At 73.0% G+C, this 26184-nt stretch carries 22 protein-coding genes; 16 read left to right on the top strand and 6 right to left on the bottom strand.

The features are described 5' to 3' along the window. Positions 1-43 precede the first annotated feature (43 nt). The 4 genes from OIB37_RS29560 to OIB37_RS29575 form a co-directional block, all read right to left on the bottom strand. On the bottom strand, positions 44-1489 hold the full coding sequence (locus OIB37_RS29560) for an MFS transporter (RefSeq protein WP_330460663.1): 1446 nt from the start codon (positions 1487-1489) through the stop codon (positions 44-46). Then, positions 1486-2199, bottom strand: coding sequence for an HAD family hydrolase (locus OIB37_RS29565; protein ID WP_330460664.1), 714 nt, complete (start codon positions 2197-2199; stop codon positions 1486-1488). Before OIB37_RS29565 ends, OIB37_RS29560 begins: the two co-directional genes overlap by 4 nt. A gap of 112 nt (positions 2200-2311) precedes the next feature. Next, positions 2312-3532, bottom strand: coding sequence for a helix-turn-helix domain-containing protein (locus tag OIB37_RS29570; protein WP_330460665.1), 1221 nt, complete (start codon positions 3530-3532; stop codon positions 2312-2314). 179 nt (positions 3533-3711) lie between these two features. Next, positions 3712-3840 (bottom strand): hypothetical protein, encoded by a 129-nt coding sequence (locus OIB37_RS29575; protein WP_330460666.1) that lies wholly within the window; start codon positions 3838-3840, stop codon positions 3712-3714. A gap of 239 nt (positions 3841-4079) precedes the next feature. On the opposite strand from OIB37_RS29575, the gene OIB37_RS29580 reads away from it, so the two are divergent. The 16 genes from OIB37_RS29580 to OIB37_RS29655 all read left to right on the top strand — a co-directional run bounded on the left by OIB37_RS29580 (position 4080) and on the right by OIB37_RS29655 (position 24531). Next, positions 4080-5264 carry an NAD(P)-dependent malic enzyme gene (locus OIB37_RS29580; RefSeq protein WP_443058221.1) on the top strand — a complete coding sequence of 395 codons (1185 nt, stop codon included), beginning with the start codon at positions 4080-4082 and terminating at the stop codon, positions 5262-5264. A 340-nt stretch (positions 5265-5604) separates the two neighbouring features. Then, positions 5605-6891, top strand: a complete 1287-nt coding sequence (locus OIB37_RS29585) for an adenylosuccinate synthase (protein ID WP_330460668.1) — start codon at positions 5605-5607, stop codon at positions 6889-6891. Between the two features lie 73 nt (positions 6892-6964). Continuing rightward, the gene (locus tag OIB37_RS29590; RefSeq protein WP_330460669.1) at positions 6965-8470 is read left to right on the top strand and encodes an FAD/NAD(P)-binding protein; all 1506 of its coding nucleotides are present in this window, start codon (positions 6965-6967) and stop codon (positions 8468-8470) included. Between the two features lie 92 nt (positions 8471-8562). Continuing rightward, complete coding sequence (locus tag OIB37_RS29595; RefSeq protein ID WP_330460670.1) at positions 8563-9480, top strand: formyltransferase family protein; 918 nt, start codon at positions 8563-8565, stop codon at positions 9478-9480. 32 nt (positions 9481-9512) lie between these two features. Further along, on the top strand, positions 9513-10583 hold the full coding sequence (locus OIB37_RS29600) for a thioesterase domain-containing protein (protein ID WP_330460671.1): 1071 nt from the start codon (positions 9513-9515) through the stop codon (positions 10581-10583). A 34-nt stretch (positions 10584-10617) separates the two neighbouring features. Then, positions 10618-11910, top strand: coding sequence for an MFS transporter (locus tag OIB37_RS29605; protein WP_330460672.1), 1293 nt, complete (start codon positions 10618-10620; stop codon positions 11908-11910). Positions 11911-12013: 103 nt separating this feature from the next. Continuing rightward, positions 12014-15244 carry an amino acid adenylation domain-containing protein gene (locus OIB37_RS29610; RefSeq protein ID WP_330460673.1) on the top strand — a complete coding sequence of 1077 codons (3231 nt, stop codon included), beginning with the start codon at positions 12014-12016 and terminating at the stop codon, positions 15242-15244. A gap of 33 nt (positions 15245-15277) precedes the next feature. After that, positions 15278-16861, top strand: a complete 1584-nt coding sequence (locus OIB37_RS29615; RefSeq protein ID WP_330460674.1) for an amino acid adenylation domain-containing protein — start codon at positions 15278-15280, stop codon at positions 16859-16861. Then, positions 16858-18309, top strand: a complete 1452-nt coding sequence (locus OIB37_RS29620; protein ID WP_330460675.1) for a hypothetical protein — start codon at positions 16858-16860, stop codon at positions 18307-18309. Before OIB37_RS29615 ends, OIB37_RS29620 begins: the two co-directional genes overlap by 4 nt. Next, positions 18306-18767 carry a nucleotide triphosphate diphosphatase NUDT15 gene (locus OIB37_RS29625; RefSeq protein ID WP_330460676.1) on the top strand — a complete coding sequence of 154 codons (462 nt, stop codon included), beginning with the start codon at positions 18306-18308 and terminating at the stop codon, positions 18765-18767. The genes OIB37_RS29620 and OIB37_RS29625 overlap by 4 nt, the downstream gene beginning before the upstream one ends. A 159-nt stretch (positions 18768-18926) precedes the next feature. Next, the gene (locus OIB37_RS29630) at positions 18927-19328 is read left to right on the top strand and encodes a hypothetical protein (protein WP_330460677.1); all 402 of its coding nucleotides are present in this window, start codon (positions 18927-18929) and stop codon (positions 19326-19328) included. Positions 19329-19516: 188 nt separating this feature from the next. Continuing rightward, complete coding sequence (gene cpt / locus OIB37_RS29635) at positions 19517-20050, top strand: chloramphenicol phosphotransferase CPT (protein ID WP_330460678.1); 534 nt, start codon at positions 19517-19519, stop codon at positions 20048-20050. Positions 20051-20294: 244 nt separating this feature from the next. Further along, positions 20295-21302, top strand: a complete 1008-nt coding sequence (galE, locus tag OIB37_RS29640) for a UDP-glucose 4-epimerase GalE (protein ID WP_330460679.1) — start codon at positions 20295-20297, stop codon at positions 21300-21302. Positions 21303-21530: 228 nt separating this feature from the next. After that, entirely contained in the window at positions 21531-22340 is an 810-nt protein-coding gene (locus OIB37_RS29645) for a methylenetetrahydrofolate reductase (RefSeq protein ID WP_330462010.1), read from the top strand. 134 nt (positions 22341-22474) lie between these two features. Then, entirely contained in the window at positions 22475-24046 is a 1572-nt protein-coding gene (locus OIB37_RS29650; RefSeq protein ID WP_330460680.1) for a DNA-3-methyladenine glycosylase 2 family protein, read from the top strand. Then, a complete protein-coding gene (locus OIB37_RS29655; RefSeq protein ID WP_330460681.1) occupies positions 24043-24531 on the top strand; it encodes a methylated-DNA--[protein]-cysteine S-methyltransferase in 489 nt (162 codons plus the stop codon). The genes OIB37_RS29650 and OIB37_RS29655 overlap by 4 nt, the downstream gene beginning before the upstream one ends. Here the strand turns inward: OIB37_RS29655 and OIB37_RS29660 are convergent. Then, complete coding sequence (locus OIB37_RS29660; protein ID WP_330460682.1) at positions 24528-25259, bottom strand: SIR2 family NAD-dependent protein deacylase; 732 nt, start codon at positions 25257-25259, stop codon at positions 24528-24530. The two genes, OIB37_RS29655 and OIB37_RS29660, sit on opposite strands and share 4 nt — an antisense overlap. Positions 25260-25327: 68 nt before the next feature. Beyond that, on the bottom strand, positions 25328-25999 hold the full coding sequence (locus OIB37_RS29665; RefSeq protein WP_330460683.1) for a DUF4232 domain-containing protein: 672 nt from the start codon (positions 25997-25999) through the stop codon (positions 25328-25330). Between the last annotated feature and the right edge of the window lie 185 nt (positions 26000-26184).

The raw sequence follows: 26184 nt of genomic DNA on the forward strand, positions 1-26184 counted from the left end.
TGAGCGCCGACTCAGGCAGCCGTGACGTCTCGCTGCCGCGAGGTCAGGTTCGTTCGGCAGCCGTCTCGACGGCCGGGGTCCCGCTGCGGGCGCCGTACGCACGACCGTTGCCCGGGAGGAGGAGTACGACGCAGCCGAGCAGCGACGCGGCGGCGAAGGCGAAGCAGCCCCACAGGCTGTACGGGCCGGCCCAGAAGGTGCCGGGTGCGGTGCTCTGGATGCCGGTCACCGCCGCCACTCCCAGGGCTCCGCCCGCCTGCTGGCAGGTGACCAGGAAGCCCGAGGCGGTGCCCTGGTCGGCGAGGGAAGCGGCCTCGCCGGCGAGCATGACCGAGGCCGGATAGGCGACGGCGATCCCCGATCCGACCAGGAGTGCGGCGGGCAGCAGGTGGGTGGCGTAACCGCCGTGCTCGACGCTGGTGTAGAGCAGCTGTCCGGCGGTGATGACGGCGAGCCCGGAGAGCAGCAGCCGGGGTGCGGGCCTGCGGTCGGCCAGGCGGGCCGCGGGCGCGGAAAGCAGGCCCACGGCGACTCCCTGCGGCAGGAAGGCGAGTCCGGCCGCCAGCGCGGAGTAGCCCCGGTGTTCCTGAAGGTCGGTCGCCACGAGGAACATGGCCCCGGTGATCGCCGCGAAGGCACCGCCGAGCGCGAGGCATGCCGCCGCCATACGACGGTCGGCGACGAGACCGAGCGGTAGCAGCGGCGTCCGGGATCCGGCCTGGACCACGAAGAACGCGGCGATGGCCAGGGAACCCACGGCCGTGACGGCCACGATCTCGGTGAGGGAACCGGTACCGGTACGGCCCAAGGCGTAGACGACGGCGATGAGCCCGCCGACGAACAGCAGGGCCGGCAGCCAGAGCACCCTGCTCCGCGGAGCCTTTGTGCCGGTCTCGCGGTCGAGGACACGTACGCCGACGAGCAGGATCACCAGGCTCAGGGGGACGTACAGCAGGAAGGCACCTCGCCAGCCCACCCCTTGGGTCAGCAGGCCGCCCATGACGACACCGAGCGAGAAGCCCGCCGCGCCCATGGCGCTGAGTACGCCGAGCGCCCGGTTGCGCGCGGCTCCCTCCGGGAACCCCCGGATGATCAGGGCGACGGCCGCGGGCGCGGTGATCGCGGCGCCGACCCCCTGTACGGCCCGGGCCGTGACGAGCAGGACGGCCTCCTGGGACAGTGCCGCGCCGAGCGAGCCCGCGCCGAAGACGCCCACGCCCATCAGGAACATCCGCCGGTGCCCCCACTGGTCCGCGCACTTGCCGCCGACCAGGAGCAGCGCCGCGTACACGGTGAGGAACGAGCTCGCGACCAGTTGGAGCCGGTCGGGCGGCAGGCCCAGCGTGCGCTGGATACCGGCCAGTTGCACATTGATGCTCGACAGGCTCATCCCCTCGAAGAGGATGGCGCCGCACAGCACCAGCAGCCGGGTCCACGCGCGGGCGTCGAAGGCGAAGCCGTCCGCCGCGTCCTGCGAACCGGTGGTCACTGATGCTCCTTGGGGTGGGGGGAGGAGGGCGTGCCGTGTTCGGCCGGCCGGGTCAGCGCCATCCGGTAGGCCACTCGCAGATCGTCCCCGTCGTACCGGTGGCGGGCGAGCCGCCGCAGGGCTTCGTCGGCGTTCACGGCCACGGTGCGGCGCAGCTCCCGGAACAGCGGGATGTCCGAACCGGAGTCGCCGTAGGCGACGCAGGAGTCCCGGCCGAGTCCCAGCGCGGTACGGATCCGGTCCACGGCCGTGACCTTGTCCGCGGGCGTGAGGATTCCCGTGGGGTCGGGCGCGGTACGGAACGGCAGCGGGGGGAAGCGGGAGGCCACCACCTCGTCCACCCCGTACTCCTTCAGGCGGTCCGCGAAGAAGTCCGGGGACATGGTGACCACGACCGAGCGCCCACCGCGTCGGCGGATGTCCGCGAGCACGTGCGCCAGTCCGCCGATCCAGGGCGCCTTGGCGAAGACGTCCGCCGCCAGCTCAGGGGTCAGCTCCTGCCAGAGCCGGTGGACCTTCGCCGCGAAACCGCGGGTGTCGATCGTGCCCGCCGCGAAGTCCGCCTCCAGCCGGATCAGATCGGGCAGACAGTCCAGACGGCGCGATATCTCCAGGCTCGCGGTGGTGCGACGCAGCAAGGTGCCGTCCATGTCGAAGACATGGAGGAGGCGCGCTTCGTCTCCTCCGGGAGCACCGGCGGTGTCTGTCATCGCGTCCACGGTTCATCCAGCGGGTGCGGGTGCGGGTGCGGGTGCGGGCACGGAAGCGGAAGCGAGCACGGGTGTGGGTGGGGGTGCGGGGTTCGGCTGCCGGTGGCCGCGGTCATCCGGTGGCCGAACCCTCGGCCACCGTGCGCCAGATCTCGGCGGCGAGGTCCGGCATACGTGCCTCCTGCACCGCCATCGCCAGCTCCCGCAGCCGGTCCAGGGCCGCGGGGACCTCGGTCCGGGCGTCGAGGAGACCGCGCAGCGCCTCCAGGCGGACCCGGTCGCGGTAGGAGAGCAGGCTCGCGCCCTTCTCCGCCCGGCCGCACAGCTCCTCGGCCGCGCTCAGGTCGCCCTTCCGGTAGTGGAGTTGGGCGCGCAGGAAGAGGAGCTCATGGCGGTGCAGCGGCGATCCGACCAGGTCGACCGCGGATTCGACCGCGTCGAGGTACGCCTCGGCCTCCGCGGCTCGCGGCGGGGCGGTCTGCAGCGCGAGCGACGCCGCCGCGAGCCGCAGCCGCATCCACAGCGTCAGGTTCTCGTGGCTGTCCAGCGCGGCGAGGGCACGCTGGAGCAGAGCCGCCGCCCGGGTGTACTCGCCCAGCCGGGTGTGCACGGTCGCGGAGACCCAGAAGGACTCCGCGGCGAGCGCGCCCTCCGTGCGGGACAGCGCGTCGCACACCTCGTCCGCCAGCCGGGCGGCCTCCGCGAGGTTCCCCAACTCGGCCTCGGTGGAAGCCAGCAGCAGCCTGCTGCGCGTCACGTCGGTGTTCGGCACCAGCAGATGGTGCTGCTCGCTCAGCCGCAGTGCGGTCCGGACGAGCCGGCGGGCCGTGAGCGGGTCTCCGAGGTTGCGCACGGAACGGGCCAGCCGGATGAGGGCGTGCACCTGGAGCGCGGGGCGTGCCAGTTCGTCACTGAGACGGTGCAACTCCTCGAGGGTGGCGCGCTCTTCCTCGTAGTCGCAGAGCGCACCGTGCAGCCGGGCCAGCTGGGCCAGTGCCTGCCAGCGGGTCTGCCGGTCGGTGGCGCCGGACTCGGCGAGGGCGCTCTGCAGCATGGTCCGGATCTCGGCGCTCCGCTCGCTTCCGGAGAGCGTGAACAACGTCGCCAGGACGTCGCTGAGTTCACTCGTCGGCGGCTGTGCGAACGATTCTGCGGGGAGGCCGAGCCGCTCCGCGAGATACGCGACGGCGCGTGAGGTGGGCGGACGGGCGCCGGACTCCAGGCGCGACAGATAGGTGGCGGACATGCCGGGTCCCGTGAGGTCGGCCTGGGACTTGCCCTGCTGTCGCCGCAGTTGTCGCAGACGCCTGCCGAACTCCGGTTGCTCCAGCATGCACAGTCACCACCCAGTGAAACCTTGTCGTGCGGATGCCGGCCCCCGGAGCCTCGGGTCCGCGGTTCACGCGGCGACTCGAAGGCCCCCGGGGTATCGCGGCCTCACACGTTGGCAACGATTGCCGACTCTTGGGCAAACACCTTACAGCCCCTGAGTTGCCCCGTGATGTACGGGGGTCACGGCCAGTCGATCGAGACCTGGGGCGTGGCAGCCGCCTCGGCGTGCGTGACGCCGGCGGTGCCGACGGCACCGGCGAAAGCCATGACGGCCAGCGTCAGAACGGCCGCGAAGGCCAGACTTCCCATTGTGCGCAGCGTGCGCGTCCTCATCGTGTCCAGCTTTCCGTCAGCGTTTCCCGTGGCACCGCCCCCGTCCTGCCGTAAGCAGTGAGGGGCGCCCCCCTTGGGCCAGTGGATGCGAGGGAACGCTAGGCGCTGATCAACGGTCTGGCAAGGGTTGACAGTTTTGGCAATCTCTCCGTAGTTTTCAGCCGATCCGCCGAGGCGACGGCTCGAACCCCTATGTCGCCCCAGACGAAAGGGCCATGATGGCCAGCCAGTTGGACGGCCCCGCAGTGACCGAGGATCCGGTTCTCGCCTATCACCGGGGCGGCAAGCTCACGGTGTGCGCCACGACGCCGCTCAAGGACGCCGACGACCTCTCGCTCGCGTACACGCCGGGCGTGGCCAAAGTCTGCACCGAGATCGCACGGCGTCCGGAACTCGCGTACGACTTCACCTGGAAGTCCTCGTCGGTGGCCGTCGTCAGCGACGGCACGGCCGTCCTCGGTCTCGGCGACATCGGTCCGGAGGCCTCCCTGCCGGTCATGGAGGGCAAGGCGATCCTGTTCCGGCAGCTGGCCGGGATCAACGCGGTACCGCTCGTTCTGGACTGCACCGGCGTCGACGAGATCGTCGAGACGGTGGTCCGGCTCGCCCCGGCCTTCGGTGGCGTCAATCTGGAGGACATCTCGGCGCCCCGCTGCTTCGAGATCGAGCGCAGGCTCCAGGAGCGGCTGGACATCCCTGTCTTCCACGACGACCAGCACGGCACGGCGGTCGTCACACTCGCCGCCCTGTGGAACGCGGTCCGGGTGACGGGGCGTCGGTTCGGCGACGTGCGGGCCGTGGTGGCCGGGGCGGGTGCCTCGGGCGTCGCGGTCGCCAGGATCCTGCTGGACGCGGGCATCGGCGACATCGTGGTGTGCGACAGCAAGGGTGTCGTCCACACGGGGCGGGACGACCTGAACCCGGTGAAACGGGCGCTCGCCGCCGACACCAACCGGACGGGGCTCACCGGCACGATCGCCGACGCCATGCGCGGCGCCGACGTCTTCATCGGACTGTCCGGCAGTCCCATGGCCGAGGAACCCTTCGCCACGATGGCGCCCGACGCGATCGTCCTGGCGCTGTCCAACCCGGATCCGGAGATCCTGCCCGGCCGCGCCCAGCGGTACGCGGCCGTCGTGGGAACGGGCCGCTCCGATTTCCCCAACCAGGTCAACAACGTCCTGGCGTTCCCCGGCATCTTCGCCGGAGCGCTCCGGGTACGGGCCACGCGCATCACCGAGGGGATGAAGCTGGCCGCCGCGAGGGCACTGGCGGACGTGATCGGCGACGAGGCGACCCGCGAGCGGATCCTGCCGGACTCCTTCGACGCCCGTGTGGCGCCGGCCGTCGCCGAGGCGGTCGCGGCGGCCGCCCGGGCGGAGGGGACGGCCCGCGCCTGAGCCCCGACCACCCGCGTCCGAGCCCCGATCGTACGGCCCCGAGCCCGACCGCCAGGCTCTGAGCCCCGACCCGGCCTCACACCCGCGCCCATCCGTCCCGCGCCCATCCGCCCCGCGGCCCGAGCATCCGCGGGCCCACGTTTCCGCCGCTCCCCGAGCCTCGCGCGCGCGAGCCCGAGATGCCCATGCCTCCGCCCCCCCCGGGCCTCGCGCGACGCCGGACCGGCCCGGGCCTCGCCTGACACCGGCCCGGGCCTCGCGCGACACCGGCCCGCGGTGCCCGCGCGTGAGGCCTCCACGACCTGTGCCCACTGAAGCAACCGAGGAACGAGACACCGTCATGACGCTGCACGCTGTCGTCGGCATCAACTGGGGCGACGAGGGGAAGGGCCGGATGATCGACTACCTGGCCCGGGACGCGGACCTGGTCGTCCGCTACCAGGGCGGGAACAACGCCGGCCACACGGTCATCAACGACCTCGGCACCTTCAAGCTGCGGCTGGTCCCCTCCGGCATCTTCCAGCCCGGAACCGTCAACGTGATCGGCCCCGGGACCGCCGTCGACCCGGAGTCCCTCGACGGCGAACTCGCCGAGCTGCTGGAGCGCGGCATCGACACCTCGGGGCTGCTGGTCTCCGACCGTGCCACCGTCGTCTTCCCCTTCCACCGCGACCAGGACGCCTGGGAGGAGGAGCGGCTCGCCGACCGCCACTTCGGCTCCACCCGCCGGGGCATCGCCCCCGTATACGGCGACCGCCACCTCAAGCGGGCCGTCGTCCTCGGCGAACTGTTCGACGAGGAACTGCTGCGCGAACGCCTGGCGCCGGTCGTCGAGTGGAAGAACCTCGCGCACGCCACGCTCTACCCCGACCGCCCGGCGATCTCCCTCGACGGCATGGTCAAGTGGGGGCTGGAGTACGGCAGGCGGCTGCGGCCGTACGTCCGTGACGTCCTCCCCGAACTCGCCGCCGCCGAGCGGCGCGGCGCGCACATCATGTGCGAGGCCCAGCTCGGCGCGCTCCGCGACATCCTGCACGGGATCTATCCGTACACGACGTCCGCCAGCACCCTCGCCGGCTACGCCCCCGTCGGCTCCGGACTGCCCGGCGCCCCGCTCGCCCGCGTCACCGGTGTGATGAAGGCGTTCTCCACCTGTGTCGGCGAGGGCCCCTTCGTCACCGAGGAGCACGGCGAGTGGGCCGACGCCCTGCGGAAGGCCTCGGGGGAGTACGGCGTCAACACCGGCCGGCCGCGCCGCATCGGCCACTTCGACGCCGTCGCCTCCCGCTACGGTGTGCTCCTCCAGGGCGCCGGCGAACTCGCCCTGACCAAGCTGGACAGCCTCAGCGGGCTGCCCGAGCTGCGGATCTGCACCTCGTACGAGATCGACGGGCGGACCACCGGCGACTTCCCGCTGACCCATCTCCTCGACCGCGCGCGGCCCCGCTACGAGACCCTGCCCGGCTGGGACGAGGACCTCACCGGCGTACGGGACTTCGCGGAGCTGCCGCCCGCCGCCGCGGCGTACGTCCTGCGCGTCGAGGAGCTGGTCCGCGCCCGGATCAGGTACGTCTCCGTCGGCCCCGAGCGGGACCAGCTCATCGACCGCGGTCCGCACGGGTGCTGAACACACGTCCCGCCGGCATCGCCCGCTTCCTGTTCTTCCGTCACGACGAGACGAAAGGCTCGGCCCCACCACCATGTCAGCCGAAAACGAGATAGTGCCGCCGCCCGGCGCAGCGCACAGGTTCGCGGTCGTGGGCATGGGGGCGACGGGCGTCGGTGTCTTCGTCGCCCTCGTCCGCTCGCTGGTCGCGGGCGGACGCGCGGCCGGAGCCGAGGTCCACATCTTCGAGACCAAGGAACGCCTCGGCGCCGGCGTCGCCTACAGCACACCCCACGACTGCCACCTGCTGAACATGCGCGCCTCCACCATGAGTGTGCACCCCGACGACCCGGACCACTTCGTGCGCTGGCTGTCCGCCCACCCGGGCGCCGGGCCGGCCGTCGAGAGCGAGTACGTGCCGCGACGGCTGTTCGCCGAGTACCTCCAGGAGTTCTTCGAGGAGGCGCTCGTCGAGGCCCGGCAGTGCGGCATCAAGGTGCGCACCCACAAGTCCGTGGTGAGCGACTGCCGCGAGGACGCCCGCGGGGTGCACCTGATCGCGGGACTCGACCACTTCGTCTTCGGCCGGGTCTTCCTGTGCCTGGGCGACCTGCCCTCCACGGCGTACCTGGAGTTCACCAAGCTCCCCACCTACGTCCACTCCATGTGGCAGGGCGCCGGCCTGGAGACGATCGCCCCGGACGCCACCGTCGGCATCCTCGGCACCAGCCTCACCGCCGTGGACGCCCTGCTCCAGCTGCGGGGCGCCGGACACCGGGGCGCCATCACCTGCTTCTCCCGGCGCCGCGCGCTGCCCAAGGTGCAGGGCCCCAGCGTCCGGTACACCCTGCGGCACGTCACCGAGGAGAATCTGGGCCGGCTCACCGACGGCTTCACCCGGCAGCTGGAGTTCGCCGAAGTGGCCGAGCTGTTCCGGCGCGAGCTGGAGGACGGACTGGGGCTCGCCATCGACTGGAAGCGGGTGCTGGCCCGGCCCGCGGAAACCTTCACGCACACCCTGGCCAGGGACGTCGAGCGCGCCGAGCGGGGCCAGACCCTGTGGTACTCGATCCTCGACGCGACCTCCGAGATCGTCCCGCTGGTGTGGCGGACCATGTCGGCCGGGGCCCGCGCCTCGTTCATGACCGAGCACCTGTCGATCTGGTCGATGTTCCGCCACTGCATGCCGCTGGACAACGCCCGCCGCCTCCTCGGCATGGCCACCGACGGAGCGTTCACCGTGGCCAGCGAGCTCTCCGCGGTGTCGTACGACGAGGAGGACGCCGTCTTCCAAGTCTCTGCGGGCGGCACCACGCACCGCGTGCGCTGGCTGGTCAACGCCACCGGCACCGGCTTCGCCCTGGACTGCAGCGACTCCTCACTGATCCAGAACATGCTGATGCGCGGCGACATCACCCCGCATCCGCTCGGCGGCATCGACGTCGACTTCGACTCCCTGCGCGTGCTGCGCCGCGACGGCTCGCACTCCGCACGCGCCCACTACATCGGTCCCCTCACCCGGGGCGTGCACTTCTACACCAACTCCTTCGAGACGAACCTCGCCAACGCCCACAGCGCCGTGGCCGCGGCGCTGAACTGAGCTTCCCCACGGCCTGCTTGCGGCCCACCCACGGCCTCACCACGGCCTCACCACGGCCTCCCCGTCCTTCGCACACCGCCAGGAGACCCCTCATGCGCGTGGCGTTCCTCGTCGGCAACGACCTCACCTCCCACCTCATCGTCGGACAACTCCTCGACGACGTCGTCAGGGCCGGTCACACGCCGTACGTCTGCTACACCCACCAGCGGCCCGACCCCGCCGCCGAACCCGAACTGCGCGAGCTGTTCACCTACGAGCGCACCCTGCTCGGCGCCTACGTCCATCCCTACCTCGACAGCCTCCCGGCTCCGCTGCACGGCGCCCTGCTGTCGCCGGCCGGGATCGCCAAGCTGTACCGCGAGAAGGCGGTCGTCCGCGTCGTCGAGGACGTCAACGCCCCCGACTTCATCGCCTACCTGGCCGCACAGGACGTGCGCGCGGCGTTCTCCGTGCGCTGCTACCAGAAGTTCCGCGCACCGCTGATCGACCACTTCCGGCCCGAGCCCGGCGCCCCCGCCCTCTTCGCCAACCTCCACCCCGGCATCCTTCCCGCCTACCGAGGCGTACTGACCTTCGCCCGCTCCATGCTGCACGGCGAACGCGAGGCCGGGTTCACCCTGCACCGCGTCAACGAGGAGTGGGACGCGGGAGGGATCGTCTCCGTCGTCACCGCCCCGCTGGACTACGGCCGTTCGGTCCTGGAGAACATGGCCGGCCAGCGCGGCACGGCCGCGGCGCTGGTGCGCGACGCGATCGAGACCGCCGCCGCCGACGGGAACTGGACGGACCGCCCGCAGGACCTCGACCAGGCGGGCTACTACTCCCACCTGCGCCGCGCGGACCTCGACGAACTGCACCGCAAGGGCATCGAACTCTGCCGCCCCCGCGCCGTCATCGACCTGCTCACCGGCGCCTACACACCGCCCGGTTCGCCGGAGCGCCTCGAACTCGGCGGCATTCTCACCGGAGTCACCAGCCGCCGCCCCGACACCGCCGGCGTACCGGCCTGACCCCGTCGACGACCCCAACGAAAGGACACGCCATGGCCCTCGACCGTGACGAGATCGTGCAGACCGTCAGCGAGATCTGGGAGGAACTCCTCGACGTCGACGTCGACGAGGACGACGACTTCTTCGACCTTGGCGGCTACTCACTGCTCATCGTCAACGTCGTCACCGAGGCCCGCAAGCGCGGTCTGGAACTCTCGGCGAACGACATCTACACCCACAAGACCCCGGCCGGCCTGGCCGACGCGCTGAGCGCGCAGGCGGCCCCGGCCGACGGCCCGGCGGACCCCGACTTCAGCACCGTCTGGGAGAGCGGCCTCAGCCCCCTCGGGACCGAGCCGTCGGCGACGCTCGTCCGCCTCGCGGAGGGCACCGGCACGCCCGTGTTCACCTTCCACTGGGGCACCGGCAACGTCCGCTTCATGGGCGGTCTCGTCGACTCCTTCCGCGGTGAACGGCCTGTGTACGGGCTGGAGATGGTCGGCATGTGGAGCCGCGAACGGCCCGCGCTGTCCCTGGTCGAGATGGCCTCCCGCTACCTGCGCGAGATCCGTACCGTGCAGCCCGAGGGCCCGTACCTCTTCGTCGGACCGTGCGCCGGTGGCCGCATCGCCTACGAGATCGGCCGCCAACTGGAGGAGCGCGGCGAGGAGGTCGCCGTGCTCGCCGTGGTCAACACCATGCCGCCCGGCACCACCGAGCTGGACGCCGCATGGGGCCTGCGCGAGCTGTACGAGTTCCGGCTCGCCGCCCTGCGCGAGCGATTCGGCGTACCGGACCTGCTGACCGACACCGAACGCCTGATGCGCGGCATGGCCGAGATCGCCTGGCTCGACGAGGGAGTCGACCCGGCCGACCTGCACTGGCGGCAGGCGGTGTGGGCCGCCGGCATCTTCGCCCAGGAGCACTACGAGCCGCGCCCGTACGGCGGTGAGGTCACCGTCTTCCAACTGGCCGAGCACGCCGACCGCCCCGAGGCCGACTGGGGCCGGGTCGCCGCCGCCACCGAGACGCACACCTACGAGTCGCAGGGCACGCTGCCGCTGCTGCGCGATGCCTCCTTCGCCCAGGACCTCGCCAAGAAGCTCGCCGCGTACGCGGGCTGAACGCCGACAACCCCCCAACCGAGGTGAATTGACAGTGGCAGGCAACAGGGTCGTGACGGCCGTCCGCGGCTGGGCCTCCGAGACGGTGCCGGCTCCCGGGCCGGCCCGCGGGCTGGCCGTGCTGGCCGTGGTGCAGTCCGTCGGCTTCGGCCTCTTCCTCAGCTCCAGCGCCATCTTCTTCCGCCGGTCCGTCGGACTGACCGCCGGACAGGTCGGCCTCGGGCTCTCCGTCGCCGGGCTCGCCGGACTGCTGTGCACCGTGCCGATCGGCAGGCTCGCCGACCGCTACGGCGCGCGCGGCCCGTTGCTCGTCCTCTACGCCGCCCTGGCGGTGCTGTTCACCGGCTACTGCGCGGTCGGCGGCTTCGCCGGATTCGTAGCCCTCGCCTGCGCGATCTCCGTGTGCGAGACGTCCTCGCACCCGCTGCGGATGACGCTCACCCACGAGGTGTTCGAGGCGGAGGCCCGGGTACGGGTCAGCGCCCAGATGCGGTCCCTGTTCAACCTCGGCTTCATGCTCGGCGCGGCGGCGGCGGGCGGGGCGCTCGCGGCCGGCGGCCGGGACGCCTTCGTCGCGGTGATCCTGCTGACGGCCGCCGCGCACGCCTGCTGCGCCGTGCTGACCGGCAGAATGCCTGGGCGGCCCGCGGAGCCGCTCCCCGAACCTGCGCAGGGCGCGAAGAAGCGGTCCGGTCTGCGCGACGTCCGGTACGTCACGCTGGCCCTGCTGTGCGGCGTACTGGAGCTCTACCAGCCCATTCTCACCGTCGCGCTGCCGCTGTGGATCATCGGCCGTACGCATGCCCCCGGTGCCGTCAACTCCGTGCTGCTGATGCTCGACACGGTGCTCGTGATCGTCTTCCAGGTGACCGCGAGCCGGGGGGCCGACACCGCGTCCGGTGCCGCCCGGCTGCTGCGCCGCTCCGGAATCCTGCTCGCCGTCTGCTGTCTGGTGTTCGCGCTCACCCAGGGCACGGGCGCGCTGGTCGCCGTACCGCTGCTGCTGCTCGGCACGGCGGTCCTGGTGCTCGGCGAACTCGGTCAGGCGGCCGGCTCCTGGGGGCTGTCCCTGCATCTGCCGCCGCCCGGCCGGCAGGGCGAGTACCAGGGCGTGTTCGCCCTCGGCCGCGGCCTGCAGCAGACCGCGGGGCCCTACCTGGTCACCGTGCTCGCGGTGGGGCAGGGGCGGCTCGGCTGGACGGCCCTCGCCGTCCTGCTCCTCCTGGCGGGCCTCGCCTGCCCGCCGCTGGCCCGGGCGGCGGAGAAGGCACGGGCCGGTGACGCGAACGCGGACGCGGCCCGCCCGGCCGAGCCCGTCGCGTCCTGACCTGACCCGGGGTCACCCCTCTTCCCACCGCTGTCGCCGCCGCTGCCGATCCGATCCCGCCTCAGCCATCGCTGTCGCCCCCTCCACGGACGAGAGAGAACGCATGCAATCCTCCCCGCGCCGGACCGACGCGGCCCTGCCCGATCCCCAGGGCGCCTCGGTGCACGGCATCTTCTCCGCGCACGCGACGGCCACCCCCGACGCGGTGTGCCTCGTCGAGGACGGGACAACCGTCACCTACGGCCTCCTCGACCGCGCCTCGGACGCCTACGCCGTCCACCTCGCGGACCTCGGTGTCGGCCCCGGGGACCTCGTGCCGGTCCGGCTCCCGCGCGGGACGGAACTCGTCGCCACCGTGCTCGCCGTGCTCAAGCTGGGGGCGGCCTACGCGCTGGTCGACGCGGCGTGGCCACCCGCCCGGGTCGCGGACGTGCTGGAACAGCTCGACGCCCGCGTCCTCGTGGACGGTACGGACCCGAACCCGAACCCGGACCCGGACCCGGACCCGGACAGGGACCCGGACCCGGTGCGCGGCGGTGTCGTCCGCTGGACCCCGCCTCCCGGCGGCCTGACCGCCGTCGACGGCCAGGGCGCCGGCTTCCGGCCGGTGACGGCCGGCGGTGGCGACCCCTGCTGCGTGTTCTTCACCTCCGGCACCACCGGCCGCCCCAAGGGCGTGCTCACCCCGCACCGCGCGACCGTACGCCTGTTCCGGCCCCACGACGCCGTCGCCCGCTTCCACGCCGGCACCGTGATGCCGCAGGCCGCGCCGGTGCCGTGGGACGGCTACTCGCTGGAGTTGTGGTCGGTGCTCCTCAACGGCGGCACCTCCGTCGTCGTACCGGAGCCGTATCTGACGCCCGGCGCCCTGCGGTCGGGCATCGCCCGGCACGGCGTCGACACGGTCTGGCTGACCGCCAGCCTGTTCAACATGATCGTGGACGAGGACCCCGACGCCTTCGACGGCCTCACCCAGGTCATGACCGGCGGGGAACGGCTCTCCGTGCCCCACGTCCGCCGGTTCCTCGGCCGGCACCCGGACATCGCGCTCATCAACGGCTACGGCCCGGTCGAGAGCACCGTCTTCGCCACCACCCACCACGTCCGCCCCGAGGACTGCGACCGCCCCGGCGGCATCCCGATCGGCCGCCCGGTGCCCGACACGCGGATCCACGTCCTCGACGGCGACCGGGTCTGCGCCGCCGGAGAGACGGGCGAGGTGTGCATCGCGGGGCACGGACTCGCGTTGCGCTACCTGGGGCGACCCGAACTGACCGCCGAGAGGTTCACCGAGGTGGACGTCGACGGCACACCGGTGCGCGTCTACCGCACCGGCGACCTCGCCGCCCGGGACGAGGGCGGGCTGCTGCACTACCTCGGCCGCGCGGACCGGCAGGTCAAGATACGCGGCCACCGCGTCGAACCGGCCGAGGTGGAGCGCCAGATCGAGGCACTGCTGCCGGCCGTGCGCCGGGCCACCGTGCTCGCCCTGCGCGACGAGGCCGGCGCCTGCCGGGGACTCGCCGCGTTCTGCGTCCCGGAGCACCCGGGCGACCGGCTCGACGGCGCCCTGGAGACGGTACGCGCGGCCCTGGTGTCGTATCACCGCCCCGAGCACCTCCTCGGCGTCGACGCCCTTCCCCTGACCGGCAACGGCAAGCTGGACGAGCGGGCGCTGCTGGCGCTGCTGCCGAGCCCGCGGGACGACGAGGAAGCGGCCCCGGACACGCTCCGGACGCCGAGGAGCGGCGACCGGCCCGGCGACCTCTCCGACCCCGGCGGCCACCTCGGGCACATGCACTTCACCGACCTCGTCGCCGGTGTCTTCGCCGACGTCCTCGGCCGGTCCCGCGTGCCCGTCGACGCCGAGTTCACCGCGCTCGGCGGGACCTCGCTGGCCGCGGGCCGGGTGTGTGCCCGGCTGAGCGCGCGGCTCGCCCGCCCGGTACCGCTGGCCGAACTGTTCGCGCACCCCACGGCCGCCGCGCTCGCCGCACGGCTGGCGCACGACCCCGAGCCGGCCGACGTGCCCACGGCCGGCCAGGCGCCGGACGACGTGCCCACGGCCGGGCAGGCGCCGGACGACGTGCCCCTCACCGCCGTGCAGACGGGCTTCCTCATCCGCCAACTCCTCGAACCCGACGACCGGTCCGGACACTGCCTCGCCGCCTGGACCCTCGACGGCGCCCTCGACCGCGAGGCGCTCACCGGGGCCCTCGCCGACGTGCACACCCGGCACCACGCGCTGCACTCCTCCTACCGCACCCAGCGAGCGCGCGCCTTCGCGGTCCCGGGCGGCACCCCGCCGCCCGTGCCTGCCGAACTCCCCGCCGAACCTTCGGCGCAGGCCGCGCTCGCCGCCGTACGCCGCGAACTCGCCGCACCACTGGACCCCGTGACGGGCCCCGTCTGGCGCGCCGCCCTCGCGCCCGTCGCCGGCACCGGCACCACCGTTCTCGGCTACGCCGTCCACCACATCGCCTTCGACGGCTGGTCGGAGTCCCTGCTCGCCGAAGACCTCTCGGCCGCCTACAACGCCCGGCTCGCCGGCCGGAATCCCGCGTGGGCCCCTGCCCCCACGGCCGCACAGGTGTGGGCCGTGCGGGAACGGCACACGCGGGCGGCCGGCCTGGTGGAGCAGCGGGAGCGGCTGACCGCGGCCCTCACGGGTGTGCCGGAGCTGCGCCTGCCCGTGCCCGTCGCCGCCACGCCCGCCGATGTGCTGCGTACCGAGGCCGAGTTGACGGCCGCCGAGGCCGCCGGACTCGACCGGCTCGCGGCCGCGGCCGGACTCACCCGGTTCTCGGTGCTGCTCTCGCTCTACGGGCGGGCGCTCGCCGACCTCACCGGGCAGCGGGACTTCGGGGTCGGCGTGCCCGTCGCCCAGCGCGTGGACCCGCTGCTGGAGACGGCTGTCGGCTGCCACATCGGCATGGTGTGCGTCCGCCTGCGGGGCGACGCGCTCACCGGCACGCCCGCGGACCGCGCCGCCGCGACCGGACGACTGGTGCGGGACGCGTTCGCCTGCCAGGACGTCGGCTTCGCCGAGGCCGTACGCCTGGTCAACCCGCCGCGCGGCAACCGCAGTCCGCTCTTCCAGACGGTCTTCGCACTCCAGGACAACCGCGCCGCCGCACTGCCCCTCACCGGACTGCGCACCGCCTTCCACCGGCTGCCGTACCTCGGCATCCCCGCTGAGCTCCAGACCGAGGTCTGGCCGGGCTCCGACGGCGGACTGCGCGTCGTCCTGAACTCCCGTACCGACGCGCTGGACGCGCCCACGGCCGCCGCCCTGACCAAGACGTTCGCGGACCTCGTCCGCACCGCCGACTGATCTCCCGAGCCTACGAAGGACACCAGAACCGACATGACCACGACCTCCGTCGCGGCCCGGCTCGACGCCGTGCGCTCGCTGCCCGCGCTGTTCAGGCGGGTGGCCGCCGAGCGACCCGACGCGGCCGCCGTGCGTGACGCCGGCCGCACCCTCACCTACGCCGAACTCGACCTCGCCTCCGACCGGTTGGCGGCCCGCCTCGCCCACGCCGGAGTCCGTCCCGGCGACCTGGTCGGCCTGCTCCTGGAGCGCTCCGCCGACGTGCCCGTCGGCATCCTCGGCGTCATGAAGGCGGGCGCCGCCTATGTGCCGCTGGATCCGTCCTACCCGGGCGAACGCCTGCGCTACATGATCGCGGACGCCGGGGTGACCACCGTCGTCGGCGCCGCCGGGCAGGCGGCCGAGCGCGGCCTCGACGCGGTCGCCGTACTGCCGCCGTACGACGACTCAGCCCCTGAAACCCCGGTGCCGGAAACTGAGTTGACCGGAGAGGAGCCGGCCTACGTCATCTACACCTCCGGTTCGACCGGCAACCCCAAGGGCTGCGTCGTCGGCCACCGGCAGGTCCTCGCCCTACTGAAGGCCGCGCTGCCGCTGTTCGACGTGGACGCCGAGGACCGGTGGGCGCTGTTCCACTCCTTCAGTTTCGACGTCTCCGTCTGGGAGTTCTGGGCGTCCATGGCCGTCGGTGCCACCGCGGTGACCGTGCCGCTCGCCGTCGCCCAGTCCGCGGCCGACTTCCTCGCCCTGCTCGTCGCCGAGAAGGTCACCGTGCTCGGCCAGGTGCCGTCCGTCTTCCGCGCCCTGGCGATGGCGTACGAGGAGGCCGGGCGCCCCGAACTCGCCCTGCGCTACCTGGTGTTCGCCGGTGAGGCCATCGACCTGGACGTGGTCGGCGGTTTCCTCGGGGCATACCCGGGCACCGCCCCGACGGCCGTCAACATGTACGGGCCCACCGAGACCACCGTCTACGCCACCCACCGCGCCCTGACCGAGGCCGACTTCGGCGGTGCGGTGGCCTCCCCGATCGGCGCGGGTCTGCCGCACCTCAGGCTGGAGATCCGCGACGCGGACCTGCGCCCGCTGCCCGACGGCGAGACCGGCGAACTCCTCATCGCCGGCGAGGGTGTCGCCGACGGCTACCTCGGCCGCCCCGAGCTCACCGCCGAGCGCTTCGTCACCCTCGACGGACCCGACGGACCGGACCGCTACTACCGCACCGGCGATCTGGCCCGCCGGCTGCCCGACGGCTCCTTCGCCTACCTGGGCCGCAACGACCAGCAGATCAAACTGCGCGGCTACCGCATCGAACTCGGCGAGGTGGAGGCGGCCCTGCGCGGCCACCACCACGTCAAGGACGCCGCCGTCACCGTGATCACGACCGCGGCCGGAGCGACCTTCTTCGTCGCCTGCGTCGTGCTCGCCGAGGGCGCCCCCGCCAAGCCCGCCGCCGAACTGCGCGCCCACGCCCAGACCGTGCTGCCGCGCTACATGGTCCCCGACCGCTACCAGGCCGTCGACGCCCTTCCGCTCACCGGCTCCGGAAAGCTCGACCGCAAGGCCCTCACCGAGCTCGCCGCGACCCGCCCCTCCCGCACTCCGAAGGCGGCCCGATGACCCCCGAGACGACCTCCCCGGCCCACACCACCGCCCCGCCGGAGCCGTACGACGTCCTGCCGGAGACGAGTGACGCCCCTTCGGCGATGCACGACGCCCTCGCGGAGACGTACGACATAGCCGTGATCGGCGCCGGTCCCGCCGGGCTCGCCGCCGCCCGCCGGCTCACCGGTACCGGCGTGTCCACCGTCCTGATCGACGGTGGCAGACCCGTCGCCGAACGCGACCGGTACGCCGCCGGGGACCTCACCCGCGGCCACGGCGGCGCGGGCCTGTTCTCCGACGGCAAGTTCTCCTTCTTCCCGTCCGCCAGCGAGCTGTGGGAACTGCCGCGCACGGCCGACCTGCGCGCCGCCTACGACTGGACCTGCGCGCTCCTCGGCTCGTACGGCCTGGACACCCCGCCGTTCCCCGAGGACCCGACCGCCTACACCGTCGGCGCCGGTGAATGGGTGCTCAAGGACTACCCGTCCGACTACCTCTCCCTGGACGCCCGGCTCAGGCTCACCGACGACCTGGTGGCCACGCTCGACGCCACCGTCGTCGACGAGACCGAGGTGGTCGGCGCCGAGTACGACGCCGAAGCCGACGTCTTCCGGCTGGCGCTGCGCGACAGCAAGGGCCAGGACTCGCGGCTGACGGCACGCCGGCTGCTGCTGGCCGGCGGCCGCTTCGCGCCGCTGGGGCTGCGCGAGCTGAGCGAACCCCGCTCCTTCCGGCGGCTGGAGGTCGGCTTCCGCATCGAGCAGCCCGCGGACCGCGCGTTCTTCCGGGACATGACCCAGCTCGACCCCAAGCTGCGGTTCCGGGAGGCGGACGGCAGCGTGGAGTGGCGCACCTTCTGCGCCTGCCGGCAGGGCGAGGCCTCGCTCACCGAGACACAGGGCCTGTGGACCGTCTCCGGCCGCTCGGACTGCCCGCCCACCGGCCGCTCCAACGTCGGCTTCAACACCCGGGTCCTCGACGAGGCGGTCGCCGAACGGGCGCTGGCCCCCGCCCTGCGCGGAATGGCCGACGAGAACAACCACTTCACCCTCCCCATGAACGACCTGCTGACCGGACGGCCGGACGCGGTGGCCCTCTTCGACCGCGTCTACGGGCCCGAACTCCGGGAGGCGATGACCCGCGGCCTGCGTCGCCTGGCCGAGGCGTTCCCCGACGTCGAGGACGGCGAGACCCGGCTCATCGGCCCGACCCTGGAGGGTGTGGGCTGGTACCCCGAGGTGGACGGCGACCTGCGGCTGCCGGACGCCCCGGCCTGGGTGGCCGGCGACGCGTGCGGGCTGTTCCGGGGTATCGTCGCCGCGTTCATCAGCGGCCACTACGCGGCTTCCTCGGCACTGCGGGATCCAGCACTGCGGGACCCGGCGCTGCGGGACCCGGCGCTGCGGGATCCGGCGCTCGTACCGTCGGCGCTCGTGCCGCACGAGGAGGAGGTACCGCGATGACAGCCGTCGTCGGTGTCGGCGCTCTGCTGTTCGCCCCTGACGGCCGCATCCTGATCGGCCGCCGCGTCAAGCGGGGCGAGTCGCCGACCTGGTGCCTGCCCGGTGGCCATGTGGAGCCGGGGGAGACCTTCGAGCGCGCCGCGGTGCGCGAGATCGCGGAGGAGACGGGCATCGCGGCCGCGCGGGTGCGCGAGGCACGCGTCTTCGCCGTCGCCCTGCGCACCGAGTCACCGGACACCGCGGTCACGGCGTGCGTGGTCGCGCGAGCGGAGGCCGACGTCCCGGACGGGACTGTGGCGGCCGTCGTCACGGAGCCGGACGTCTTCGACGAGTGGCGCTGGGTCAGCCCCGAGGAGCCGCCGGCCCCGCTGTTCCCGGCGACCGGAATGCTGCTCGCCGCCTGGCACGGCCACCCGGCGCCCGAGGGCTGGACCGTCCACCGCGTGGCGGACCTGTGACGACCAGGGGCCCGTCCGACGCGCCGCGGCTCACGGCGGGGCGTGCGGCGCCGAACGGGTAATCCGTCGCGGAACGCACGGCGGATTGGGGTGAAAGAAGTTTTCACCTGATCGGGGGAGTTCACCCATCCGCCCGGGCCGCAGAACCGGATTCCCCACGTGAGGGAAGAAGAGAAGGACCGGCGGACGCGGCGAAGCCTGCCGTGGTTCGCGGCGGCCGCGCTCAGCGGAGTGCTGGCCGGGTTCGCGTCGCTGGCGGTTGCCGAGCTGGTGGCCGCGGCAGGCCGCGCGCAGGCCGGCCCGGTCATCGCGGTGGGCGGCGCGGCCATCGACGCGACGCCCGCCCCGGTCAAGGACTGGGCGATCCGCCACTTCGGCACCGCCTTCACCCGGATCCGGCGAGCCGGCACCGACTTCTACGCCGACCCGCACCTGACGCGGCCGGGCGAGATCAACCACCACCACGGCGGCCGTGGCGTGTACTTCATGGATCCGGCAGGCCACGGCATGGAGATCATCACCCGCCCCTACGGCAGCCACCAGGTGCCGGCCACATCATGAGGCGGTGAGCAAGCGGCCGGCCGGGGGGCGCGCGACCCCGGCCGGCTCCGTCCTGGCTCCGTCCTGGTTCACCCCCAGGACGGAGTGGTATTCGCGGTGTCGCCGCGTGAGCCGTGCTTGACTCCGGGGTGTCCGGCGACGGGACGCCGGAGCGCACAACAGGGCACCCACGAAGGCGAGTTCATCAAGTGGCCACGCAAGTCATCGTGCTGAACGGCGGATCCAGCTCCGGCAAGTCCGGGATCACCCGCTGTCTCAAGGCGATTCTCCCGCAGCCGTGGATCAACCTCGGTGTGGACGATCTGGTCGACCGGCTCCCGCCCTCGCTGACCGACTCGGGTTCCGGCATCGCGTTCGGACAGCGGGGCGAGGTCGAGATCGGCGCCGGCTTCCGTGAGATCGAAGCGGCCTGGACCACGGGCGTCGCGGCCATGGCACGGGCCGGGGCACGCGTCATCATCGACGACGTCTTCCTCGGCGGCGGCGCCTCCCAGGAACGCCTGCGGGAGCACCTCCAAGGACTCGAGGTGCTCTGGGTCGGCGTGCACTGCGCCCCGGACACCGCGGCAGGCCGGGAGATCGCCCGGGGCGACCGTGCGATCGGCATGGCCGCCGCCCAGGCGGAGACCGTGCACAAGGGTGTTCTCTACGACGTCGAGGTCGACACCACCAGGACCGAGTCCCTGGACTGCGCCCGCGCCATCGCCGCACACGTCGGCTGACGTCCCGCCGAACGCGAACGGCGTGGCGACGGCCGCTCCGCCGGAGAACGGCGGCCGCTCCTCCGGCGTGGAACCACGACCACCCCTCAGCCGGAGAACCGCGACCACCCCTACGCCGGGGAACCGCGACCGGCCCTCTCCGCCGCGGGAGGGGCCGGTGCCGGGCCCCGATAGGCTGCCCGGACGGTCCATGGTCACCGCGGAGTGTGGCCATGGCGGGACAGGATCCACCAGGGAGTCGCGCGTGAAGGTACTCATCGCCGGCGGTGCCGGCTTCATCGGCAGCACCATCGCGTCCGCCTGTCTCGACAGCGGTATCGAGCCGGTCGTCCTCGACAACCTGGTGACCGGCCGCCGCGAGTTCACGGCCGGACGCACCTTCTACGAGGGGGACATCGCCGACGGCGCCCTCGTCGACCGCGTCTTCGCGGAGCACCCGGAGATCGAGGCGGTCATCGACTGCGCCGCCCTCATCGTCGTCCCCGAGTCCGTCGCGCAGCCCCTGCGCTACTACACCGAGAACGTGGCGAAAGGCATCGCCTTCCTCGGCCACGTCGTCCGCAACGGCTGCCGCCGGCTCATCTTCAGCTCCTCCGCGTCGATCTACGGCGCCGGCGAGGACTTCGCCGTGGACGAGGGGGCACCCCTCGCCCCGCTCAGCCCCTACGCCCGTACCAAGGCCCTGTTCGAGACGGCGCTGGAGGACATCAGCTCCACCGGCGACATCCGTGTGGTGTCCCTGCGCTACTTCAACCCCATCGGGGCCGACCCCGAGCTGCGCACCGGCCTCCAGGTCCGCCGGCCCAGCCATGCCCTGGGCAAGATGATCGAGGCCCGCGAGAGCGGGGAGCCGTTCGCGGTCACCGGCACCGACTGGCCTACCCGGGACGGCTCCGGCATCCGCGACTACGTGCACGTCTGGGACCTGGCCCGGGCCCACATCCAGGCCATCCGGCGCTTCGACACCTTCCTGCCCGCCTCCGGCCCCGCCACCTACGAGGTGATCAACCTCGGCACCGGCACGGGCACCACCGTCCGCGAGCTGCTGGACGCCTTCGCCAACGTCGCCGGCGCACCGCTGCCCGCCGTCGAGGCGGGGCGCCGTCCCGGGGACAGCGCAGGGGCCTTCTGCCGGAGCAAGCGGGCCGAGGAACTCCTCGACTGGCGCCCCGAGCGCTCCGTCGAGGACGGCATCCGCGACACCCTCGCCTGGTTCGCCCGGCGGGAGTCCGTCATCGACCTCGCCGACTGACCGCCCCGCGCCCCGCGACCACCCCTCGGCACCGGGCGCACCCCGCCCGCATGGCATCATCGGCCGAGGCCGAGACCGAGGCCGAGACCGAGGCCGAGCCCGGAACCGGTGGTACCCGGTCGCGGCAGGTCACGGTAGTCGCAGGTCGCACGAGGAGCACGTTTGAACGCCGCCGTCATAGCCACGCCCGCGGTGGGCACCGCGCTGCTGGACGACTTCTCGCTGGAGATGACCGGCAAGGACATACCGAAGCTGGAGGAGGCCCACGCCGGCATCCCCCAGGGCACACGGATCAACGTCACCTTCCTCGCCGGCGAGGACCTCGGCATGCGGCTGGCCGCCGCCCGTGCGGTCAAGCGGCTCGGATTCGTGCCCGTGCCGCACATCTCCGCCCGCCGCCTGCCCTCCCGGGCCCACCTGGAGGAGTTCCTGTCCGGGCTCGCGGAGGACGGCACCGCCGAGAACGTGTTCGTGGTCGGCGGCGACCCGGCCCGCCCGGAGGGGCCGTACGAGGACGCCCTCTCCGTCATCCGTACCGGCCTCCTCCAGCACTACGGCGTCCGGCACATCGGCGTCAGCGGCTACCCGGAGGGCCACCCGGCCATCTCCGACAACACCCTGTGGTCGGCGCTCACCGACAAGTCGGCGGCCCTCGGCGCCGGACGGCTGGCCGGTGACGTGATCACCCAGTTCGGCTTCGACGCCGACCCGGTCCTCGGCTGGCTGGAGGCCGCCCGCGCCCGCGGGGTGCGCCTGCCGGTCCGCGTCGGCGTCCCGGGCCCGGCCGGAGTGCGCCGGCTGCTCGGCTACGCGACCCGCTTCGGCGTCGCCACCAGCGCCTCCGTCGCCCGCAAGTACGGCTTCTCGCTGACCAACCTCGTGGGCACGACGGGCCCGGACCGCTTCCTGGACGCCCTCGCCGAGCGGTACGACCCCGGGCGGCACGGCATCGTGAAGGTGCACTTCTACACCTTCGGCGGCCTGCGCACGACCTCCGAGTGGGTCGCCCGGTTCCGTGAGCGGGGACAGCTGGGCTGAGCGGCCGGGCCGAGCAGTGGGTCCGGGCAGCTGGGCCGAGCGGCCGGGCCGACCGGCCAGGCTCGGGCCCGGGGCCCACCTACGTGTCGGATTCTCGCCAGCGCCGCACCCGTCCGGTGACCGATCCTGGACCCATGGAGACAGGGAGCGCCCGAGCGGGCGGCCGGCGGAACACCCCGGGGAGCGGCCGGGGGAGCACCGCAGAGACCGGCACGCGCTTCGACCGGGAGCACTGCGTACGCGCGGTGCAGTCCAAGGACGCGCGGTTCGACGGCTGGTTCTTCACGGCGGTCCTGACCACCCGCATCTACTGCCGGCCCAGCTGCCCGGTGGTGCCGCCCAAGCCGGAGAACATGACGTTCTACCCCAGCGCGGCCGCCTGCCAGCAGGCCGGATTCCGGGCCTGCAAGCGCTGCCGCCCGGACACCAGCCCCGGCTCCCCGGAGTGGAACCAGCGCGCCGACCTGGTCGCCCGCGCCATGCGGCTGATCGCCGACGGCGTCGTGGACCGCGAGGGAGTGCCCGGACTGGCCGCCCGGCTCGGCTACTCCACCCGGCAGGTGGAGCGCCAGCTGCTCGCCGAACTGGGCGCCGGACCGCTCGCCCTCGCCCGCGCCCAGCGCGCCCAGACCGCGCGGCTGCTGATCGAGACGACGCCCCTGCCGATGGCGGAGATCGCCTTCGCGGCCGGCTTCTCCTCCATCCGCACGTTCAACGACACGGTGCGCGAGATCTTCGCCCTGACCCCGAGCGAACTGCGCGCACGCCTGCCGCGCACCAGCGCCCCGGCGGCGCCCGGCACCCTTGTGCTGCGGCTGCCCTTCCGCGCCCCGCTCAACCCCGGCAACCTCTTCGGTCACCTGGCCGCCACCGCCGTACCCGGAGTGGAGGAGTGGCGGGACGGCGCCTACCGGCGCACGCTCCGGCTGCCGTACGGCCACGCGATCGTCGCCCTCGCCCCCCGCCCCGACCACATCGCCTGCCGCCTCACCCTCAGCGACCTGCGCGACCTGACCGTGGCCATCAGCCGCTGCCGCCGGATGCTCGACCTGGACGCCGACCCGGTCGCGGTCGACGACCGGCTGCGCGCCGACCCGCTGCTCGCCCCGCTGGTGGACAGGGCCCCGGGCCGACGGGTGCCGCGCACGGTCGACGAGGCCGAGTTCGCCGTACGCGCCGTGCTCGGACAGCAGGTGTCCACGGCGGCCGCCCGCACCCACGCGGCCCGCCTGGTCACCGCCCACGGCAAACCGCTGGACGACCCCGAGGGCGGCCTCACCCACCTCTTCCCGTCCTCCGAGGCACTGGCCGCGGTGGACCCCGAGACGCTGGCGATGCCGCGCACCCGGCGTACCACCTTCGCTGGCCTCGTCGGCCAACTCGCGGACGGAACGCTCCACCTGGGCCCCGAGTCCGACTGGACCGAGGCCCGGACCCGACTGCTCGCCCTGCCCGGCTTCGGCCCCTGGACGGTCGACGTCATCGCCATGCGCGCCCTCGGCGACCCCGACGCCTTCCTCCCCACCGACCTCGGCGTCCGCCGCGCCGCCCAGGAACTGGGCCTGCCCGCCACCCCGGCCGCGCTCACCGCCCGCGCCGAGATCTGGCGTCCCTGGCGCGCCTACGCCGTGCAGTACCTGTGGGCGACCGACAGCCACCCGATCAACTTCCTTCCAGGACAAGGCCCGTGCAAGGAAAACCAGTGAGACACCACACCGTGACCGACAGCCCGTACGGCCCGCTCACCCTCGTCGCCGAGGACGAGGTGCTGTGCGGCCTGTACATGACCGACCAACGCCACCGCCCCGCCGAGGAGACCTTCGGCCCGCGCGACGACTCCCTGCCCGCGTTCGCCGCGGCCGAGGAGCAGCTCAAGGCCTACTTCGCGGGCGAGTTGACCGAGTTCACGCTCGAACTCTCGCTCGGGGGAACGGAATTCCAGCGCAAGGTCTGGCATCAGCTCACCCTGATCCCCTACGGCGAGACCCGTACCTACGGCCAACTCGCCGACGAACTCGGCAACCCGGGCGCCTCCCGCGCGGTCGGCCTCGCCAACGGCCGCAACCCGATCGGCGTCATCGTCCCCTGCCACCGCGTGATCGGCTCCACCGGCAGTCTGACGGGCTACGGCGGCGGCCTGGACCGCAAGCGCCGACTGCTGGACTTCGAAAGGTCGGCGGCCCTCTTCTAGGACCTGTCCGCCAGGTCGCGCAGCAGCGTGGGCAACGCCGTGCCGATGGGTTCGCGGATCACCTCGTCGGCGATCTCGTCGTACGGGGTCGGATCGGCGTTGACGATGACGAGGCGTGCGCCGTTGTCGGCGGCGACGCCCGCGAGGCCCGCGGCGGGCTGGACCTGGAGGCTGGAGCCGACGGCGATGAAGACGGTGCAGGCCTTGGTGATGGCGAGGGCGTCACCCAGGACGGCCGGATCGAGCCGCTGGCCGAACATGACGGTCGCCGACTTCAGGATGCCACCGCACTCCAGACAGGGCGGGTCCTCCTCGCCGGCCTCGACCCGGGCCAGCGCGTCCTCCATCGGGCCCCGGGCGTGGCACCGCGTGCACACGAACCGGCGCGCGGTGCCGTGCAGCTCCAGCACCTTGCGGGCCGGCATCCCGGCCAGCTGGTGCAGGCCGTCCACGTTCTGCGTGAGCACCCGTACCGGGATGCCGGACCTCTCCAGCTCGGCGACCGCCCGGTGTGCCGCGTTCGGCTCGGCCAGCAGGGCCCGGTTCTTCCGGCGCAGCTGCCACGACCTGCGCCGGATCTCCGGATCGTTCATGTAGTACTCGTACGTCACGAGCTTCTCGGCCTCGGGATCCGTCCGCCACAGTCCGTTCGGGCCGCGGTAGTCGGGGATCCCGGAATCGGTGGAGACGCCCGCGCCACTGAGGATCGCGATGAGAGGCCTGTCCATGGGCCGAGGGTAGGACGCACACCCATCCGGGGCGAACGGATATCCGGCGCGGCCCCGGGGGCAGGGTCCTACTGCTTGCCGGTGCCGACGGGGTCCACCGTGACGCCGCCGGTGGCGTCGGTGCTGACCGGGAGGCTGAAACTGACCGGCAGGGTCTTGGAGTGGGTCTCGCCGGGCGGCGTCACGACGAGGGCGTTCACGGCCAGGCCACTGCCACCGCTGTTGTTCGGCGGGTAGTGGAGGGTGAAGCGGGTCGCCTCGCCCGGACGGACGGCGACGGCCGGGGCGGCGAGCTTGCTGCGCCCGGCGCTGAGGGCGTCGGAGCTGCCCGGGGACTTGAGATCGACGCCGGGGAAGCCCTTGAGGGAGCAGGCGTCGCCGCCGGTGTTCTTGAAGCTGACCACGATCTCGCCCTCGGCCATCCCGTGGGCGAGGCCGAACTCGAGGTCCGCCGTCTTGCAGAGGCCGGTGGTGACCTGCCCGCCGCCGCTGCCCGGGGCGGGGTCCGTAGGGGCCGTCGAGCCGCTGGTGCCCGTGGCGTTCGCGCCGGAGGTGCTGCTGCCGCCGGAGGCCGAGGACGAGGACGTGGACGTGGACGAAGACGAGGCGGAGGAGGCGGACGAAGAGGACCCGGAGTCGTTCGTGCTCGCGGCGGAGTCGTCACTTCCCTGGCAGGCGGTGAGCGAGAGGCCCGCGGCGAGGGCCACGGCGGCGAGGGTGAGGTGCCTGGCGCGCGTCATTTCTTTACGTCCTTTGCGGTCCGTGCCGTTTGCCCGGCACGAGCGAGCGTTACTGATCATCAAGACCCGCTCGGCCCGAGGAACGTTCCCCCCGCCCGCCTCCCCGTACATGCCTGTTACACGCGACTACGCGAGTGAGCCGGCGTCACCGCCGGGCGCGCACCCCTGCGAGTCCGACCCCGAAC

The organism is Streptomyces sp. NBC_00820 (assembly GCF_036347055.1).
Lineage (GTDB): Bacteria > Actinomycetota > Actinomycetes > Streptomycetales > Streptomycetaceae > Streptomyces.